Here is a 20,166-nt window from a genome sequence, read left to right as displayed (position 1 = left end):
GGCAATAATTAAGTAGATGTTTGTAATATTTATTTGAGATTTGTAGAAAATAACAAACAAAATCGTCTAGATTTTATTAACCGTTGGTTGTATAATTAAAAACCGTGAGAGTAAATTTTTTTACCAGTTATTTAGTCATAGGTAAATTAATTGTGGACAAACTCATCGTTTATGTTATAATTCCTTGCGTAGACTCTAGTAAATTTTTTTACCAGAGGTTCGAGTGAAGTTATATAACATTAAAGAAGCGGTTTCATTGATCTCCGGGTTAAAGGTGTAAGGTTTATGTTAATAAAACTAACAAAACACCTAGCCATAGATGTCTAGACATACATATTTTAAAGGAGGAGTTTATATGAAAGCGACAAAGTGGGTTACTACAGCAGTAGCATTAACGCTTATGGGTAGCGTAGCAGTGGGTTGTGGCAAAAGTGAGGAAACACCAGCAGTATCACCAACAGATGGTACTAAAGGTACTTCAGCTCCAGCGTCCAACAAGCCTCAAGAAATTAAAATCAATTTCTCTGCTGAGCCTCCTATTATGGACAGCTCCAAAGCAACTGCAAATGCTGCTTTTACTTTTATTAGCGCATTTAATGAAGGTCTATATCGTACAGATAAAGACGGCAAAGCAGTAGCTGGTCTTGCAAAAGATATGCCTAAAATCTCTCCTGATGGTCTAACGTACACGATCGATATTCGCGACAACGCGAACTGGTCTGACGGACAACCTGTAAAAGCACAAGATTTCATTTATTCCTTCAAACGTACATTGGATCCTGCTACAAAAGGGCAATATAGTTTCGTAGTAGCTTGGATTAAAGGTGGAGAAGCTGTTACTAAAGCGAAAACTCCTGAAGAAGTTAAAAAAGCACAAGATGCACTTGGCGTTAAAGCAATCAGCGACAAGCAAATTGAAATCAAACTTGAAAAACCGGTTGCATTCTTTACACAAATGCTTGCATTCGGAACTTTCTTGCCACAACGTGAAGATTTCGTAACGAAAGCTGGCGACAAATACGGCGCTGAAGCTGACAAAGTTATCGGTGCAGGTCCATTCATCTTGAGCAAATGGGATCATGGCCAAACACTTGAGCTTGTTAAAAATGAAAAATATTGGGATGCTGCAAATGTGAAGTTAACAAAAGCAACAGTCAATATCGTTAAAGACACAAATACAGGCCTTAACCTATATGAAACTGATGCGGCTGATTTGACTGAAATCAATCGTGATCAACTGACTTTGTACAAAGGTAAACCGGACAACCTGCCTAAACCAGAGTTGACGAACTCCTACTTGATGTACCAAGTGAAGAAACAACCAGCGCTTGCGAACAAAAAAATTCGTCAAGCACTTGGTATGGCAATCGATCGTCAAGCTTATGTAGATACAGTTCTTGCTAATGGTTCCGTTGCTTCCACTGGTCTAGTGCCAGGTGGTACTTCTGACGGTGCTGGTGGTGAATTCCGTAAAACAGCTGGCGAAACGCAACCGAAGTTCGATGCTGCTAAAGCAAAAACTTTGCTTGCAGAAGGTTTGAAAGAGCTTGGTCTAACTGCACTTCCAAAAATGAAAGTGAACGCGGATGATACAGAAACTGCGAAAAAATCACTTGAGTTTATCCTTGCACAATGGAAACAAAACCTTGGTTACGTAGCTGAAGCGAACCCAGTTCCTCATGCATTGCGTATCGAGCTTTCCTCCAAAAAAGATTTCGATATCGTTCTTTCCCTATGGGGCGCAGATTACAACGATCCAATGACGTTCTTGGATATGTGGGTAACTGGCGGCGAGTTTGATGAAGGTGACTACAGCAATCCAGAGTACGATAAACTTGTGAAGTCCGCTCAAACAGAAACAGATACGACGAAACGTGCTAAAGCTTTGGTTGAAGCTGAGAAAATCCTTATGGATGATCAAGGTGTAGCTCCATTGTACTTCCGTACTCGTGCGTACCTGAAAAAATCAACAATTAATGGTTTGATTCTTCCGTCGTTTGGTCAAGAGTGGGAATTGAAATGGGCTTCAGTTAAGTAATCTTTAAAAAAGTAGTTTAGAGCAGAAGGGGCCGTTCGCACCTCGTGGGAGCGGCCTCTTCTAACTTTCTTGTCTTATATTTTAATAAAGGAGGAGCAATATGATTAAGTTCATTCTTCGCCGTTTCCTATATGCGCTTATTACGTTATGGCTAATCGCAACATTTACTTTCGTTCTGATGAAAAACTTGCCAGGTAATCCACTAGGAGAAGGCGCTGAGAAGATTCCGAAAGCTACGAGAGATATGTTGATGAAGCAATACGGTTTAGATAAGCCATTGTGGGAACAATACTTGACATTCATGAACAATATCATCCATGGCGATCTAGGAGCTTCCTTTCAATTCCCTGCTCACAAAGTTACAGATATTATCAAACAAGCTTTCCCATCATCCTTAGAACTTGGATTGATTTCAATTGTAATCGCAATTGTAGTTGGTTTAACTTTAGGAATTATTGCAGCCTTGAAACATAATAAAGTTGGCGATTACACAGCTATGTTCATTGCGATCCTAGGTGTTTCCATTCCATCTTTCGTACTTGGGCCAATGCTTTCCTATTATGTAGGTGTGAAGTGGGGAATTTTGCCTGCTGGTTTATGGAAAGGTCCTGAATACAAGGTATTACCAGCTATTGCTTTGTCCTTCGGTACCATTGCGATTCTTGCTCGGTTGATGCGTACTTCCATGTTAGATGTATTGAATCAAGATTATATTAAAACAGCGAAATCAAAAGGTTTGTCAACTTTGACAGTTGTAGTTAAGCATACAATTCGTAATGCGATATTGCCGGTTATCACGATCATCGGCCCAATATTTGTAAACGTCATCACAGGTACGTTAGTTGTTGAACAAATTTTTAGTGTACCAGGTTTGGGTAAACATTTTGTATCGTCTGTATATTCGAATGACTATACGATGATTTCTGGATTGACTATATTTTACTCAGCAATTTTGATTGTCGTTATCTTTATTACTGACGTTGTATATGGCTTAGTAGACCCTAGAATTCGTCTTGGGAAAGGCGGGAAATAAATTCATGCAAACTCCAAATGAATCAACAGATACTAACTACAAGTTTGCTCCCGTTTCAAATAAATCTCTAACTGGTGAAGTCATTGTACGACCTTCACTTAATTATTGGCAGGACGCATGGAGACGACTTAAGAAAAATAGACTGGCTATGGCTGGCTTAATTATATTGGTAGCTTTAATCGTACTTTCGATTATCGTTCCATTTGTTTCAAGCTACGATTATCAGACGCAAAACTTAAAACTTAAAAATGCGGTACCAAGCAGTTCGCACTTCTTTGGAACGGATGACTTTGGTCGAGATGTTTGGACCCGTGTTTGGTGGGGTACTCGTATCTCCCTATTTATTGGTATTACAGCAGCATTAATTGATTTAGTAGTTGGTGTTATTTACGGTGGGATTTCTGCGTATTATGGTGGAAAAGTTGATGAAGTGATGCAACGTTCCATTGAAATCGTCTACGCAATTCCTTTCTTGTTGATTGCCATCCTATTAATCATGGTTATTGGCTCGGGGGTATCTTCCATTATCATCGCCTACAGTATTACGGGGTGGGTGCCTATGGCACGGCTTGTTCGTGGACAAATGCTTACGCTCAAAGAACAGGAGTTCGTATTAGCTTCGCGTACATTGGGAGCTTCTCCCATGAGAATAATTATGCGTAGTTTGATCCCGAATGCACTTGGTATAATCATTGTACAGATCACATTCGTTGTGCCATCTGCGATCTTTACGGAAGCATTCTTGAGCTTTATCGGTCTTGGTGTAAAGCCACCGCTGGCGTCGCTAGGTAACTTGCTGTCAGACGGTGCTAACTATATTCGGTTATATCCGCATCGCCTTATTTTCCCGACGATTGTGTTCAGTTTAATCTTATTGAGCTTCAATCTACTCGGCGATGGGCTTCGTGATGCGCTAGATCCAAAAATGCGCAAGTAAGAAGGGGTGAATAATGATGAGCACCAAAGACAATTTACTAGAAGTGAAAGATTTGAGAGTTTCATTCCAGACTTATGCGGGTGAAGTTCAAGCTGTTCGCGGCGTATCTTTTTCTTTGAAAAAAGGTGAAGTGTTGGCGATTGTAGGTGAATCCGGCTGCGGTAAATCCGTAACGGCACAAACGCTCATGCGTTTAATTCCTACTCCGCCTAGTTATATAAAAAGCGGCTCTATCATGTTTGATGGGAAAGTGGATATTACCAAGCTTTCCAACAGACAAATGGAGAAAATTCGTGGCTCGGAAATGGGCATGATTTTCCAAGATCCAATGACTTCATTGAATCCAACGATGAAAATTGGTGATCAGATCACGGAAGGTTTGATCAAACACGAGGGTTTAAGTAAAAGTGCTGCAAGAGAACGAGCTATTGAAATTCTTAAGTTAGTTGGGATTAACTCGCCTGAGGGTCGTATTCATCAATATCCACACGAACTTTCCGGTGGTATGCGTCAACGTGTCATGATCGCGATTGCGCTCGCATGTTCTCCTAAGCTTCTAATTGCGGATGAGCCGACAACAGCACTAGACGTTACCATTCAGGCTCAAATTATTGATTTGATGAAGAAGATCTCCGTTGAAACGGACTCATCCATTATCTTGATTACACATGATCTTGGTGTTGTTGCTGACATGGCAGGGCGTGTTGTAGTTATGTACGCAGGTAAAATTATTGAGCAGGGCACCGTAGATGAAATATTCTATGAGCCACAGCATCCATATACATGGGGTTTGCTTCGTTCAGTGCCGCGGTTGGATACGAACACGAATGAGGAGCTTGTGCCAATTCCGGGTACACCGCCAGATTTGTTCGCTCCACCGAAAGGGTGTGCCTTCGCAGCTAGATGTCCATATGCGATGAATCACTGTCTGGAAGAAGATCCAGCACACTCCGTGCTGTCTGAAACACATTCAGCCGCTTGTTGGTTACTTCACCCGGATGCGCCGAAGGTTGAACGTCCTGTAGGAGTGGGAGGTAATAGGCATGTCTAAAACATTGGCTAAGTCTGAGCAACCGATTTTGCAAATTCGCAATATGAAGAAGCACTTTAATCTTGGGAACGGCAAGGTTTTGAAAGCCGTAGACAACTTTTCTATAGAAATTAAACGTGGTGAAACGTTTGGTCTTGTTGGTGAATCGGGTTGTGGGAAATCCACAGCTGGAAGAACGATCATTAAGCTATATGACGCGACAGAAGGCGAAGTTATTTTCGATGGTGAAGATGTTCATAAGCTGACTGGGAAAAAGTTGAAGGAATTCAACCGGAATATGCAAATGGTATTCCAAGACCCTTACGCATCCCTGAACCCGCGTATGACTGTCGGGAATATCATTGCTGAAGGAATTGATATCCACGGCTTATACAAAGGTGCAAAGCGTAAAGAACGTGTTATGGAATTGCTTCGTGCAGTTGGTTTGAATGATGAGCATGCAAGCCGATTCCCACATGAATTCTCCGGTGGTCAACGACAACGTATCGGGATTGCTCGTGCGCTTGCGATCGAACCGAAATTCATTATCGCGGATGAGCCGATTTCCGCTTTGGACGTTTCCGTTCAAGCGCAGGTCGTTAACCTTTTCAAAAGATTACAAAAGGAAATGGGCTTAACTTACCTATTTATCGCGCATGATTTAGCGATGGTTAAGCACATATCCGATCGTATCGGGGTTATGTATTTAGGCAGCCTCGTTGAGGTGACAACGTCCGACGCGCTTTACGCGAAACCGTTGCACCCTTACACACAATCCTTGCTTTCTGCGATTCCGATTCCAGATCCAGAGATTGAACGAACTCGTGAACGTATTATTCTTCAAGGTGACGTGCCAAGCCCGCTCAACCCGCCAAGTGGTTGTCCGTTCCGTACGCGTTGCCCACAAGCGATGGCGAAGTGTGCAGATTCCATGCCGCCTAGCAAAGAAGTGGAACCGAATCACTTCGTTGCTTGTCATTTATACTAATAAGCTTAGCCGTCCCAAGAGGGGCGGCTTTTCCTCGTTATCCTAAACGTTACATAATTGTAATTAGAAAAAATACAGTTTTGACGATTTCGGGGCTACCGTGTACAATTAAAAGATAGTTGTTTTATTTGTTATGAAGAGGAGACACTAGTCGCATATGCAAATGGAAACTTTTCAATGGAAGAAAAATCAAACATTAGCGGAAGATTATATAACGGGTAAAGGTAAGGCGAAGTCGCTGTTCCCTTATCATTTTGGCAATGCGGAAGATTGGCAAGCTCGCGTGAATTGGCTGGACGGAGCTGCGGAAGCTCCGCATGTCGTGCGTGAACAGCTTGTAGGGGTGCTAGAGGCCTATAATCGACGTGTAGGGAATACAGGTATGGCTCTCGAATATATCGCTGCATTAGGAGATCAGCAAACGCTAGCGATTGTTGGTGGTCAGCAAGCAGGATTGTTTGGTGGTCAATTGATGATTCTATATAAAGCCATCACCATTATTCAATTGGCGCGTGAATGGCGTACCAAGCTGCAACGAACAGTTGTCCCAATTTTCTGGATTGCTGGTGAGGATCACGACTTCGATGAAGTCAATCATGTTCATGTGCTTTCGAATGCGCAACAAATTGAGAAATTGAAGGTAGAGCACCCTACTGGTATAAGAACGTCCGTGAGTCGCCTGCCACTGTCTTCTGAAGCGTGGGAAGAGGCATTGAATAAGTTGGATCAATCGTTAATGGATACAGAATTCAAAGCGTCCTTGTTAGATAAAATGCGTTCAGCTGCAGGAGATGGCGCAACCCTTTCAGATGCATTTGCTCGTTGGATGGCGATGCTCTTTGGCGAGTATGGACTTGTGTTAATTGATGCGGATGAGCCTTCGGTACGTACCCTAGAGTCATCCATGTTCGAAAGCATGGTAGAGCAGAATGAATCATTTGCCGCATCTTTAATGCACAGCCAAGCTGAAGTGAGTCAAGCGGGTTACGGGATTCAAGCGGAAATTCATGAGGATGCTGCGAATCTCTTTGTTTTCGCTGAAGGTGCGAGGCTGCTGCTCCACCGTGAGGGCGAATATTTTACGGATAAGAAAAAAATGGTTAGATATACGAAAGCGGATCTTCGTGATAAAGCGATCTCGACCCCTGATCAGTTGAGTAATAATGTCATGTCTCGGCCGCTCATGCAGGAATATTTATTTCCCGTTCTGGCGACCGTGCTTGGTCCAGGGGAGATTGCTTATTGGGCGCTGACAAAGCAAGCTTTTGAAAATTTCCGTATGCGGATGCCGATTGTGGTGCCGCGTTTGGAATTTACTTTGATTGAGGGTACGATAAAGAAACAGATGGACAAATACGAGCTCACGTTGACAGACGTTCTGGAGCGCTTTGATGAGAAGAAGCAAGCCTGGTTGGATGCGCAAGATACGCTTCAGCTCAACGAACGGTTTGAAACTGTTAAGGAGTCCTTCCTTAGCACTTACGCTCCCCTTGTGGAGTCTCTAAGTGGAATTAATCCTGGCGTCAAAAAGCTTGGAGATACGAATCTAGCCAAAATCGTGGAACAAATCGATTATTTGCATCATAAGGCAAGTGAGGCGTCACATACGCAATTTGATGCAGCGATCCGTCAGTTGGAACGTGTTCGACTAACTATTTTTCCGTTAGCCAAGCCACAAGAAAGAGTGTATAATGGGTGTGCTTATCTGAATCGTTATGGGAATGTTTGGTTGCATCATTTACTTGAGACACCAATACCCGTAGACGGCACGCATCGTATCTATTATTTGTAGGAGGAACAAAGATGACAACTGCAACAAACAGTATTGTAACTGACATGGCGCTAGCGCCGGATGGTCATTTGAAAATTGATTGGGTTCAGGCGCATATGCCTGTTTTGAATCGAATTCGTGAGCAATTTGAGAAAGAACAGCCTTTCAAAGGATTGAAAGTAACAATCTCCTTGCATTTGGAAGCTAAAACAGCTTACTTAGCCAAGGTTGTTAAAGCAGGTGGAGCTGAAGTTACAATCACGGGGAGTAACCCGCTTTCCACGCAAGATGATGTATGTGCGGCGCTTGTTGAAGATGGAATCACTGTATTTGCAAAATACAACCCAAGTCCAGAAGAATACAAAGAACTTCTTATTAAATCTTTGGAATCCAAACCAGATCTTATTATCGATGACGGTGGCGACCTAGTTTCGCTTCTTCACTCCGAGCGTAAAGATTTGGCTGTCAATGTGCGTGGTGGTGCGGAAGAGACAACAACAGGTATTCTTCGCTTGAAAGCGATGGAAAAAGACGGGAAGCTTGGTTTCCCAATGGTTGCTGTTAATGATGCTTATTGTAAATACTTGTTTGACAATCGTTACGGTACTGGCCAATCTGTATGGGATGGCATTAACCGTACAACAAACTTGGTAGTTGCAGGTAAAACTGTCGTTGTAGTTGGCTATGGCTGGTGCGGTAAAGGTGTAGCTATGCGTGCTAAAGGTTTAGGCGCAAACGTAATCGTCACTGAAATCGATGCGATCAAAGGCGTTGAGGCGTATATGGATGGTTTTGCGGTGATGCCGATGATCGAAGCTGCCAAATTGGGTGATTTCTTTGTAACAGTTACAGGTAACCGCGATGTTATCCGTGGCGAACACTACAAAGTGATGAAAGACGGCGCGATTCTTTCGAATGCGGGTCACTTTGATGTTGAAGTAAACAAACCTGAGTTAGAAGCATTGTCTTCTTCAAAGCGTACAGTTCGTCGTAACATTGAAGAGTATCAGTTAACGGATGGTCGCAAAGTGTATATCTTAGCTGAAGGTCGCTTAGTTAACCTAGCTGCTGGGGATGGTCATCCGGCTGAAATCATGGATATGACGTTTGCGCTTCAAGCGATGTCTTTGAAACACGTGAATGATTCTTATCAATCTTTAGGAAACACAGTTGTCAATGTTCCTTATGTACTGGATGAGCAAGTTGCTCGTTTCAAACTTGAGTCACTAGGTACGAGTGTGGATGCTCTCTCAGATGAGCAAAAAGCTTACCTCGATAGCTGGGATGAGCACTAGGATAGATGATGTGATTTGAAGTGAAGATGATGCCCTCTAGTCCACTTATGTGGATTGGAGGTTTTTTTTGAGGTTGTTGATGTTGGAAGAAGGTAGTAGATGAGGAGTCAAATGTGAATAAATGGATTTTGTACAGTTAATATAGTGGAAATGGACTAGTTTATAACATTAACTGGATTTTCTGTAGGTATATTCAGGGTTTTTCGTTAAACTGAGCAATTATGGGATAATTAACTACATAAAATACATCTAAATCAATATTTCAATGAAATTCAACTAAAATAACTGTAATTTTTCCAGCTAACTCCTAAAAGTCTCGGCTCATACCCACACTGGCTTCAGCAACCCCAGCAACTCAGTAAGACAGGAAGCCCCAACACCCCCGACAATACGCTAGCCACCCCGCACTCCACTGCCTCGTAACCTGGTCAGCGTCACTCTAAAATTTGTAACATTTCATCCAAACCAAACCTCCTTATCACTTTTTATTGCAACCCGCGTTGTTTCCATGCAACTTTCGAGTTCGAGATTCCGTTTGAAGGGTGTGTAACCTATAAATGGAAATTGGGGGCGTGTTGAAATGAGGATAAAGACAAGAGCAAACCTAGCGCTTATGATCGTCATGTGTATGTTGGTGTTGGGTGTGTTGGCAGGATGTAGTTCATCCTCCAAGAGCGAACAATCCGCGTCCAAGGCTGATTTAAAAGTTGAAATGAACAGCGTGCAAACTTCCGGTGCGACAGCGGATCAATTTGCAAATAAAGATGTAAGAGCAAGTAATGCAGCTCCAGCAGCTATGGCGAAGGAATCCACAACGAAAGATACAACAACGGATGCAAAGGCGGCTGCGCCAAATGTTGTGATGCCTGCAAGTGGAAACGATCAAGAAGCTGGTTTTAATCGCAAACTTATTTATCGGGCTAATCTTGTGATGCCAGTTGAAGACTATAGTAAAGCACAAACTCAGCTGCGGGATCTTGTTGCTTTAAGCGGCGCTTACATCTTGCAATTTTCCGAGAGTGCGAATACGGGTGAAAAGGGTGGAACATACACGATTAAAGTCGCAGCGAATGGTTTTGTGTCCATGCTGGACGGCCTAGAAAAAATAAGCCCTGCGCTCCAAAGAAATGTACAAGGGCAGGATGTAACGGAAGAATACGTTGATCTCAGCTCTCGTCTGACGGCCAAACAGCTTGTTGAAACCAGATTGCTCAGTTTTATGGAGAAAGCATCGAAGACGGATGATTTACTCGCATTTTCTAATGAGCTCGCCAAGGTACAAGAGGTGATTGAGCAAATCAAAGGCAGGATGCGATACTTAGATCAAAATGTTTCTTATTCCACCATCGAGCTGCGTATGTATCAACAAACCGGTAAAAAACCGTTGCTGTCTGACCCGAATGAACTAACTTTAGCGGAACGTGTGGAAAAAGCATGGGGCTCTAGTCTGAATGTTCTGGTCGCAGTGATGCAAGGTGTCCTCGTTTTCCTTGCTGCCGCGGTACCGGTTTTGGTGATATTACTTCTAATTGCCATCCCGATTTGGGTATACAGACGCAAGCGGAACCAACATTTGAGGGAATTGCGGTTGCAACTGAAGGAGCAACAAGTATCTGATAATACACCCCAAGATACAGAACAAGGAACAAAAGGCACAGAATAGACCTAAAATACGAAAAAAAATTAATTAATCCTGCTAACTAAGCAGGATTTCTTTTATTTTTAGCGAATATTGATTCAAATGTGGTGAAAAGTGGTACAAAGTGGAGGGAAAGGGGGGCTTGATGCTATGTTTATGGGTGAATATCAACATAGCATTGACGAGAAAGGCCGAATGATCATTCCGGCTAAATTTCGTGAAGCCCTTGGCGAAGCTTTTGTCATCACCCGTGGTTTGGATCAGTGCTTATTTGTATATCCGCAATCCGAATGGTTAATTCTCGAACAGAAGCTGAAAGCATTGCCATTAATGAAATCAGATGCACGTGCTTTTACCCGGTTTTTTTTCTCTGGTGCAACAGAGTGTGAGCTTGATAAGCAGGGAAGAGCTAACATTCCAAGCAATCTCGTCGACCATGCTAAGTTAGAAAAAGATTGTGTCGTTATCGGTGTTTCTAATCGTGTGGAGATTTGGAGTAAGCAAGTTTGGGAAAGCTATGCCAATGAGTCTGAACAGTCATTCAATGAAATAGCAGAGAAGCTGGTCGATTTTAATTTTGATTTATAGAAATGTAGTGTTTAAGAATATGCTTACGAAGTCAGTTTTGCCAAGGCGAAACTTTTAGGAGGACAACAAGTGTTTCATCATGTGACTGTACTTAAAGAAGAATCTGTAGAAGGTTTACATATAAAACCAGATGGCGTTTACGTGGATTGTACAATGGGAGGCGCGGGACATAGCTCGCTTATCGCTTCCAAACTAGGACCAGAAGGGTTGCTTATTGCCCTTGATCAAGACGATGTTGCATTAGCCAATGCCCAAACGGTGCTTGCACCCTATCTAGATCGCGTTGCCATTATCAAAAGCAACTTCAGAGAAATTGAGCATGTACTACGCGGTGTACCCAAAGCTATGAAGGATGGAAGGCCCCAGGTTGATGGCATTTTGTTCGATCTAGGTGTATCTTCTCCACAGTTGGATGATGGTGATCGCGGATTCAGCTACAACCATGATGCCGAGCTTGACATGAGAATGGATCGGGATACGCTGCTCACCGCCAAAACAATCGTGAATGAATGGCCTGCTGACAAAATCGCAAAAGTTTTATTCGAATACGGGGAAGAGAAGTTCTCCAGACGAATTGCTGGTGTCATTGTAGAAGCGAGAGAGAAGAAAACGATTGAAACAACAGGTGAACTCGTGGAATTGATCAAAGAGGGGATCCCAGCTGCTGCAAGGCGGACAGGGGGGCACCCGGCCAAACGCAGTTTCCAAGCGTTACGAATTGCCGTGAACGATGAACTAGGCGCATTTGAAGAAGCGCTCCAGCAGTCACTTAACTGTTTGGCGCCTCAAGGACGCATTGCAGTCATTACATTTCACTCCTTAGAGGACCGTATTTGCAAACAGTTTTTCGTGAAAAATGTGGAGAAATGTACGTGCCCGCCGGCTTTTCCAATGTGCGTTTGTGAGAAAGCAGGAGATTTGAAACTGGTTACTCGTAAACCAATTCTACCTAGTGAACATGAATTAGAAGTCAATCAAAGAGCCAGATCGGCAAAATTAAGAATAGCAGAAAAGCTTTGACCAAGGGAGGAATAAGCGATGTCATACATTCAAGGCAATTTGGCACTTGATCCGAAACGCAAACCGAGTCAGCAACAGCGTGTTAAGATAAAAGAAACAACCAAGGTTGTTTATCGCAATTCCTCATTGCCAGCGCAAGAGAAAATGCTCTACTTATTCACAGTTGTACTTTGTGTTATTGTTGCTGGCGTGATCATTTGGCGATTTGCTGCGATCTATCAGATGAATGCGAATATTTTGAAAATGCAAGGTGAAATACGTGAAATTCAAGCACAGAACAGTGCCCTTAAGCAAGAAGTTGAGAAGCTTCAAAGCCCAGATCGTTTAAAAGAGGAAGCAGTACGCCTCGGGTTTAATTTACAAGATGTGAAGCAAAGTAATGTCGTAGCGCAATCGACGGCATCTACGAAGACGAAATCTAGTACAACGACAGCTACAACGAGTGGCAAAAGTACGAAAACAGCTTCTAAACCGTAATGGGCAGGTACTCATATGACTAAAAAAATTAAGTTACGTTCTTTGCTACTTGGAGGGTTTTTTACCCTTCTTTTTGTTGTCCTCATGTTTAAAGTCTATTGGATTCAAGTGGTAGAAGCATCCTGGTTGCTAGAGAAGGCAGAGAAGAGATGGGAAACGGATAAAGTGCTGGCTCCCGTACGCGGTTCAATCTTGGACCGCAATGATAAAGTACTCGCCGTAGAAGCAACAGCTTATACGATTGCGCTAAATCCGAAAGTGATTGATGCTTTGCATATTGCTGAGGATTTGACCCAGGGGTTAGCTGATATTTTGAAAGAATCCGAAGCATCTCGCGCAGATCTCGTAAATAAGATTCGCGAGAGGGCGACCAAAAAGAATCTAGATGGGACGGACTTCGCTGCCAATGTTGAAGTACGCAACGAAGGTTGGAAGATTGAGAAAGAGAAGGCGGATCAAGTTCGTGTACTCATTAGCAATCTACAAACGAAGCTCAAGTTGGGCGCCAGAGCGAGCGTTGGAATTTCAATTCTTGAAGATGAAAAAAGGTACTATCCGGGTGAAACGTTAGCGTCCCATATTCTTGGGTACACCAACAAAGAAGGTGAAGCATCGCTTGGCCTAGAGTTGAACCTAAACGATACGCTTAAGGGTGTTCCAGGGATGCTAAGTTATGAAAAGGATGGTAAAGGTGTCGAACTTCCTGATGCCAAAGTCAACTTTAAACCTGCGGAAGACGGAAACAATGTTAGACTTACGATCGATAAAAACATACAGTTTTATTTAGAGAGTGCATTAGCGAAAGTTAATGACAAATGGCATCCTAAAAGCCTGACAGCGATTGCGGTCGATCCAAAAACGATGGAAATACTAGGGATGGCTAATACGCCAAACTTTAATCCGAATACGTATTGGAATTATGATCCACAGAAAGATTTTAGAAATGGCGCCGTTGCTTCTCGATATGAACCTGGATCTACATTTAAATTAGTTACCCTTGCAGGAGCCGTGGAAGAGGGATTGTTTAATCCGACAGAAACCTATCAATCAGGGTCAATTAAAGTCTCAGACCGTATCCTCCATGACCATAATCTCGTTGGGTGGGGGAAAATTACCTTCTTAGAAGGTTTGAAGAGGTCTAGTAACGTTGCATTTGTAAAGCTAGGAATCGAGAAGTTAACACAGAATAAACTACGCGATTATATTAATAAGTTTGGTTTCGATCAAAAAACGAATATCGATATGCCTGGAGAAGTTAAAGGGCTCATTGACATGAAATATCCATCTGAGTACGCAACAGCAACCTACGGGCAAGGAAAAGTCGTTGTGACAGCGATCCAGCAGACCGCAGCCTACGCAGCCATTGCGAATGGTGGTAAATTGATGTGGCCGCATATTGTGAAGGATATTCTTGATCCTAAAACAGGGAAAGTTATCACGGCGTATGAACCCCAAGTCATCAGACAAGTTGTAAGTCCGCAAACGGCAGCGCAAGTGAGTGGATATTTAGAGCAAGTCGTATCCGACCAAGAAGTAGGGACTGGTAAGCTTGCCTATATGGAAGATTATCGGATAGCAGCAAAAACAGGGACAGCGAATATCGTACTTCCTGGTGAAAAAACGTACTCACCGGATACGTGGGTAATCTCATTTATTGGTTATGCGCCAGTAGAGGACCCACGGATTCTAATTACATTGATCGCAGATCAGCCTGATCTTGGCGGAAACTATCATTTGGGCGGACAAGTCCTTGCGCCAGCGTTCAAAGAAATCGTCGGTGAGTCTTTGCAATACATGGGCGTAGCCTCAAGTAAAAAGCCGAAAACGATCACCAAAGAAGCGAATCGTCTTAATGTACCGAACTTATTAGATGTTTCTTCGACAAGCGCTAAAGACACTGCCAAAGATATAGGACTTTCGCTTGAAGTGTTCGGTAAAGGTGAAAAAGTGGTCGATCAATTCCCGAAGGCAGGAACTCAAATTTTATCTACGCAGCATATTTACGTTGCCATGCAACCTGTCGAAGAAATGCCACTTCCGAATTTAGTGGGCAAATCTCTGCGAGATGCTGTTGAAACGTGTTCTTTCTTCAAAATTGATTGTCAAACCTCTGGAGAAGGGTATGTATCCGAGCAATCTGCAGCAGGTGAAGGTCGTAGCGTAACGCTGCAGCTTAAACCACTAAGTGATAAAGCAGACACGGCAAGCGGATCAACACCTTCTGCAACACCTGCAGGTACGCCAACACCGTCACCAACGCCTAACGCCAAAACGGAGACGCAACGAACGACAACCACAGCAAATAAACAACGTTAGTGAACAGCTTGTTCTAACCCCAGTTTGTCCTGAATAGTCATGTTAGGAATGAACATGACAATAGTGGGAAGGGAGACTGAACGTTCATGCGGGCTTCTAACGTTACCGTTCGTCGGAGATTGTTTACGGCGTTAATCATTGGAACTGTCATCTTTACAGCACTTATTATCCGTCTTGCCTATGTTCAACTTTGGATCGGACAAGACCTCGCGAAGTTGGCCGAGAACAGTTGGCGAAGAGAGATTGGTTTTGCACCCAAACGTGGCGAAATTCAAGACCGTAATGGCTTGACGCTTACGTATAGTATGAGTACCCCTACACTTGTGGCGATTCCTATACAAATTAAAGATGCTCACGCCACAGCCGCTAAACTGGCAGAAGTGTTGGATGGCAATGAAGATGACATATACAAACAAATTACAAAGAAAGAAATGCAAAACTATATAAAGCCATCGGGTCGTAAAATTACGATAGAAAAGGCGCAGGAAGTACGTAATTTGCAGCTGCCTGGCATCATCGTAGCCGAAGATAATAAGCGCTACTATCCTTATGGTTCGCTTGCAGCGCATATCCTAGGCTTCGCAGGGATAGATAAAGGGCTAACAGGGATTGAATCGAAATATAACTCTCAATTGACAGGGATCGCAGGCAATATCGCTTATATGACAGATGCAGCTGGCCGGAAATTAGCTGGTACAACGGATACTTACACACCGCCTAAAGACGGGCTGAACGTGAAGTTGACCATCGACAGCCATTTGCAATCGGTGATGGAACGATCGTTAGATCAAGCGATGGTGCAGTATCAAGCTCAGAACGTCATTGCCATCATGATGGATCCGAATACCGGTGAGATCCTGTCAATGGGCAGCCGACCGACGTATGATCCAGGTAAATACATGGAGTCGCCGGCTGAAACGTATAATCGGAATTTACCGATTTGGAAAACGTATGAGCCTGGTTCTACATTTAAAATTATTACCCTTGCCGCAGCACTAGAAGAAAAGAAAGTGGATTTAAAGAATGAACAGTTCTACGACCCAGGTTCAATAGAAGTTGGGGGCGCTCGGTTGCGTTGCTGGAAACGTGGAGGACATGGCAGTGAAACAATGCTGCAGGTTGTTCAAAATTCCTGTAACCCGGGGTTTGTTGTGATGGGGCAGCGGTTAGGCAAAGAGAAATTATTTGACTATATTTCCAGATTTGGTTTTGGTAAAAAGACAGGAATTGATCTTGGCGGTGAAGAGAATGGGATTATGTTCAAACCATCGCAAGTAGGTCCAGTCGAATTGGCTACAACCGCATTCGGTCAAGGTGTTTCGGTTACACCCATCCAGCAAATTACTGCGGTCTCAGCAGCGATCAATGGTGGTAAGCTATTTAAGCCTTACGTTGCCAAATCCTTCTCGAATCCAGATACGGGTGAAGTTGTCGATGTAGTTGAGCCTGAATTAGTCCGTAACGTCATCTCAGAGGACACGTCTAGACAAGTTCGTGAAGCGCTGGAGAGTGTTGTAGCGAAAGGGACAGGTCGCAATGCATTTATTGATGGCTATCGTGTTGGCGGAAAAACAGGTACAGCCCAGAAGGTTATCAATGGACGTTATTCACCTGATGAACATATCGTGTCTTTCATTGGCTTTGCGCCAGCAGATAATCCGAAGATTGTTGTTTATGCGGCGGTAGATGATCCGAAAGGGATTCAATTCGGGGGTCTGATTGCAGCTCCTTTAGTCAGAGATATCATGGCGGATGCACTGCGATACATGAAGGTTGAGCCGGACAAAAATCAACTGGATAAAGAGTATCGCTATGGAGAAATTCCAATTGTTGAAGTTCCGGACTTGGTTGGAGCGTCAGTTGATGATATATTAGAAGACCTGAACATGAATTTTAAGCTGGCCAAATCAGGAAATGGGAAGTACGTCATCTCTCAAGCGCCTAAAGCAGGCTCACGTGTGGATCAGGGTTCTACGATTCGTATCTTTTTATCCAATGTGGATCCAGAGAAATAGAAGACTTGCACAAAACTCAAAAAAAGATTTGCGAATAAGACATGTTTAGCTTTTCTACTTGCATAAAATTGTCCATAATAGTTAGATAAATCTAGGAAGAGAGGGTTGCTTATGAAACTGCAGGAGCTTGCTTCCGCACTGCTCATTACCCATATACATGGCGATAAAGACACGGAGATCACGGGGATTGAGGCAGACTCTCGTAAAATAAAACAGGGAGATTTGTTTCTGTGCATCCCTGGCTTGACAGCTGATGGCCACGACTATGCCCCCAAAGCGATTGCGCTCGGGGCTTCTGCGCTTGTTACGGAGAGAGTACTGGATCTGCCTGTCCCTCAACTCGTTGTCAAAGATGCCAGATATGCGATGGCGGCTCTATCTGCCCATTTCTTCGGATATCCCAGCAAAGAGCTTAAAATTATCGGTATTACGGGGACGAATGGTAAAACAACCTCTACGTATATTCTAGAGAAAATCATCGCGGATCAAGGCAAAGTAACAGGACTAATGGGCAATATCCATATCAAAATTGGTGATGACTACATAGAAAATAAAGCGACGAATACACAGGAAGCTTTGGAGCTTCAGCGTATTCTAAGAAAAATGGCGGATGCAGGGACCGATTATTGTATCATGGAGGTCTCTTCGCATGGTCTTGATATGGGAAGAGTGAAGGGGATTCAGTTCCGTTCAGGCATATTTACCAATTTGACACAAGATCATCTGGACTATCACAAAACGATGGATGGTTATGCTGCAGCAAAAGGATTGCTATTCTCTCGCCTAGGCAATAGTTTTTTCGAGGATCCAAATGCTCGCCAATATGCGATTCTGAATGGGGACGATGAGGCATCTCAGACGTTTCGTCGTTTAACAGCGGCTCAAGTCATTACGTACGGTATTGAAAACGATTGTGATGTTCGCGCTTCCGATATTCGGATGACTTCCCAAGGGACTGAGTTTCAGCTGCATTCCTTCGCTGGAGAAGCTTTCTTTCGCATGCAATTGGTAGGGAAATTCAATGTGTACAATGTGTTAGGAGCAATTACTGCTGCCTTAGCGGAAGGGATTCCCTTAGAGGCTATCCGTACGAGTGTAGAACGTATCGCAGTGGTAGAAGGTAGAATGGAAGTTGTCAACGAGGGCCAGGATTTTCTGGTGTTGGTTGACTATGCACATACGCCAGATGGTTTAGAGAATGCCCTCTCTACGGTAAGTGAGTTTGCCGAAGGGAAAATCATCACCGTGTTTGGTTGTGGAGGGGATCGTGACAAAACGAAGCGTCCCATCATGGGAAAAGTTGCTGCACACTATAGCGACCTTCTTTATGTGACGTCTGATAATCCGCGCACGGAAGATCCAGATGCGATTCTGGCAGATATTGAGCCGGGGCTCAAAGAAGTTAATTACCCAGAAAATCAGTACATTTTGTTAGCTGATCGTAAAAAAGCGATACAAAAGGCTATTGAAGAGGCAGGCCCTAAAGATGTAATATTGATAGCGGGAAAAGGCCACGAAACGTATCAGGATATCATGGGTGTCAAGCATGATTTCGACGATCGTTTGGTGGCTAAGGTTGCGATAAGGGGGAGAACACAGTGATTCAGCGTACATTAAGTCAAATAGCAGCGATGCTCCGCAGCGAGGTGTCCGGCGCTCATGGCGACATTTTGATTAAAGGGGTTTCTACCGATACACGTTCCATTCAGTCAGGCAGTCTGTTTATCCCGCTTATCGGCGAAAATTTCGATGGTCACCAATATGCGGAAGATGCTTATCAGAAGGGGGCTGCGGCCATCCTCTGGCAAGATGACCATGGTGCGGCGCCAAGCGGTGTACCTTACATTCCTGTCGAGGATACACTAACAGCCCTTCAGGATTTAGCTAAATCATACCGCCAAGAGCTTTCTGTGCGAATCATCGGCATTACTGGCAGTAATGGGAAAACGACAACCAAAGATTTGGTTGCAGCTGTTCTAGGAAGCACTTATGAGGTTCATAAAACAAAGGGAAACCTGAATAACCATATTGGTTTACCACTTACACTCTTGCTTCTTGAAGAAACGACGCAATTTGCCGTCGTAGAGATGGGCATGAGCGGGCGTGGCGAAATTGCTTTATTGTCTGAAATCGCAGAGCCGGAAGCCGCAATTATCACCATGATTGGTGAGTCGCACATGCTTCAGCTAGGTTCCAGAGATGAAATCGCCCGTGCGAAAACGGAGATTGTTACTGGCATGCCGAGTGACAGCTTGATCATTTATAACGGGGATGAACCGTTAATTGAACAAGCACTGGGCGAGCTGGATCTGCCAGAGGGGTTGCGTCGCATTCGTTTCGGCCAAGGCCACGATAATGATCGTTACCTCACCGATATCCGGATGGATGCGGATGGCGCTTACTTCACCATTAATTCCCCCGGGTACGAGGAATTGTTTATTCCCTTGCTTGGCACGCATAACGTGGTGAACACGCTCGCGGCCATAGCCGTCGGCGAGGCCTTCGGCGTCACGCCAAGTGCAGTTGCAGCGGGGCTTCGCGCGCTGCAGATGACAAGCATGCGCATCGAGAAGCTCACGGCAGCCTCTGGGCTGACCGTGCTTAACGATGCGTACAACGCCAGCCCCGCCTCGATGCGGGCGGCGATAGCCCTGACCGAGCAGCTGAGCGGCTTCGGTCGGAAGTTCCTCGTGCTCGGCGACATGCTGGAGCTTGGCGAGCACGAAGAGCAGTTCCATCGCGGCATTGGCGCGATGTTGTCTCCGGAACGTGTAGACTACGTCTTCACGTTCGGGCGTCTCGGGCGCTTCATCGCGGATGAAGCGGCTAACGCTTTTCCGCAGGCGCAGGTGCGCGCCTACGACGACAAGGCGCAGCTCGCGGAGGAGCTCGCAGCACTCGCAAGCCCCGAGGATCTCGTGCTCGTGAAGGGCTCGCGCGGGATGCGGCTGGAGCAGGTTGTCCAAAGCTTATTAGCCTAATAGATTGCAATTTTTGAAATAGAGTGACGGAAATGAGC

At 44.2% G+C, this 20,166-nt stretch carries 15 protein-coding genes; all 15 read left to right on the top strand.

Going from position 1 to position 20,166, the window contains the following annotated elements; genetic code table 11:
* The first annotated feature begins 355 nt into the window (after positions 1-355).
* The 15 genes from HQN88_RS02200 to HQN88_RS02130 all read left to right on the top strand — a co-directional run bounded on the left by HQN88_RS02200 (position 356) and on the right by HQN88_RS02130 (position 20,128).
* On the top strand, positions 356-2,038 hold the full coding sequence (locus HQN88_RS02200) for a peptide ABC transporter substrate-binding protein (RefSeq protein WP_173108599.1): 1,683 nt from the start codon (positions 356-358) through the stop codon (positions 2,036-2,038).
* Positions 2,039-2,138: 100 nt separating this feature from the next.
* Complete coding sequence (locus HQN88_RS02195; protein WP_173108598.1) at positions 2,139-3,071, top strand: ABC transporter permease; 933 nt, start codon at positions 2,139-2,141, stop codon at positions 3,069-3,071.
* A 4-nt stretch (positions 3,072-3,075) separates the two neighbouring features.
* Positions 3,076-4,008, top strand: a complete 933-nt coding sequence (locus HQN88_RS02190; protein ID WP_171635296.1) for an ABC transporter permease — start codon at positions 3,076-3,078, stop codon at positions 4,006-4,008.
* Positions 4,009-4,021: 13 nt separating this feature from the next.
* The gene (locus HQN88_RS02185) at positions 4,022-5,059 is read left to right on the top strand and encodes an ABC transporter ATP-binding protein (RefSeq protein ID WP_057314638.1); all 1,038 of its coding nucleotides are present in this window, start codon (positions 4,022-4,024) and stop codon (positions 5,057-5,059) included.
* Complete coding sequence (locus HQN88_RS02180) at positions 5,052-6,026, top strand: ABC transporter ATP-binding protein (RefSeq protein ID WP_173108597.1); 975 nt, start codon at positions 5,052-5,054, stop codon at positions 6,024-6,026. The genes HQN88_RS02185 and HQN88_RS02180 overlap by 8 nt, the downstream gene beginning before the upstream one ends.
* 157 nt (positions 6,027-6,183) lie before the next feature.
* Complete coding sequence (gene bshC, locus HQN88_RS02175; protein WP_173108596.1) at positions 6,184-7,818, top strand: bacillithiol biosynthesis cysteine-adding enzyme BshC; 1,635 nt, start codon at positions 6,184-6,186, stop codon at positions 7,816-7,818.
* A gap of 11 nt (positions 7,819-7,829) precedes the next feature.
* The gene (locus tag HQN88_RS02170) at positions 7,830-9,092 is read left to right on the top strand and encodes an adenosylhomocysteinase (protein WP_173108595.1); all 1,263 of its coding nucleotides are present in this window, start codon (positions 7,830-7,832) and stop codon (positions 9,090-9,092) included.
* A 580-nt stretch (positions 9,093-9,672) separates the two neighbouring features.
* Complete coding sequence (locus HQN88_RS02165; protein WP_173108594.1) at positions 9,673-10,755, top strand: DUF4349 domain-containing protein; 1,083 nt, start codon at positions 9,673-9,675, stop codon at positions 10,753-10,755.
* Between the two features lie 126 nt (positions 10,756-10,881).
* A complete protein-coding gene (gene mraZ, locus HQN88_RS02160) occupies positions 10,882-11,319 on the top strand; it encodes a division/cell wall cluster transcriptional repressor MraZ (protein ID WP_056612672.1) in 438 nt (145 codons plus the stop codon).
* 69 nt (positions 11,320-11,388) lie between these two features.
* Complete coding sequence (rsmH, locus tag HQN88_RS02155; protein ID WP_056612670.1) at positions 11,389-12,339, top strand: 16S rRNA (cytosine(1402)-N(4))-methyltransferase RsmH; 951 nt, start codon at positions 11,389-11,391, stop codon at positions 12,337-12,339.
* Positions 12,340-12,357: 18 nt separating this feature from the next.
* Positions 12,358-12,816 carry a septum formation initiator family protein gene (locus HQN88_RS02150; protein ID WP_173108593.1) on the top strand — a complete coding sequence of 153 codons (459 nt, stop codon included), beginning with the start codon at positions 12,358-12,360 and terminating at the stop codon, positions 12,814-12,816.
* A gap of 15 nt (positions 12,817-12,831) precedes the next feature.
* Positions 12,832-15,132 (top strand): penicillin-binding transpeptidase domain-containing protein, encoded by a 2,301-nt coding sequence (locus tag HQN88_RS02145; protein ID WP_173108592.1) that lies wholly within the window; start codon positions 12,832-12,834, stop codon positions 15,130-15,132.
* An 86-nt stretch (positions 15,133-15,218) separates the two neighbouring features.
* Positions 15,219-17,147: a stage V sporulation protein D gene (locus HQN88_RS02140; RefSeq protein ID WP_173108591.1), complete on the top strand. Its 1,929-nt coding sequence runs from the start codon at positions 15,219-15,221 to the stop codon at positions 17,145-17,147.
* Between the two features lie 111 nt (positions 17,148-17,258).
* Positions 17,259-18,749, top strand: a complete 1,491-nt coding sequence (locus tag HQN88_RS02135; protein ID WP_173108590.1) for a UDP-N-acetylmuramoyl-L-alanyl-D-glutamate--2,6-diaminopimelate ligase — start codon at positions 17,259-17,261, stop codon at positions 18,747-18,749.
* Positions 18,746-20,128 carry a UDP-N-acetylmuramoyl-tripeptide--D-alanyl-D-alanine ligase gene (locus tag HQN88_RS02130; protein WP_173108589.1) on the top strand — a complete coding sequence of 461 codons (1,383 nt, stop codon included), beginning with the start codon at positions 18,746-18,748 and terminating at the stop codon, positions 20,126-20,128. Before HQN88_RS02135 ends, HQN88_RS02130 begins: the two co-directional genes overlap by 4 nt.
* Positions 20,129-20,166: the final 38 nt, after the last annotated feature.

Source organism: Paenibacillus qinlingensis, assembly GCF_013204845.1.
Classification (GTDB): Bacteria; Bacillota; Bacilli; order Paenibacillales; family NBRC-103111; genus Paenibacillus_E; species Paenibacillus_E qinlingensis.
Note: the sequence above shows the minus strand (reverse complement) of the source record. Positions and strands in the feature narration are given on the sequence as shown.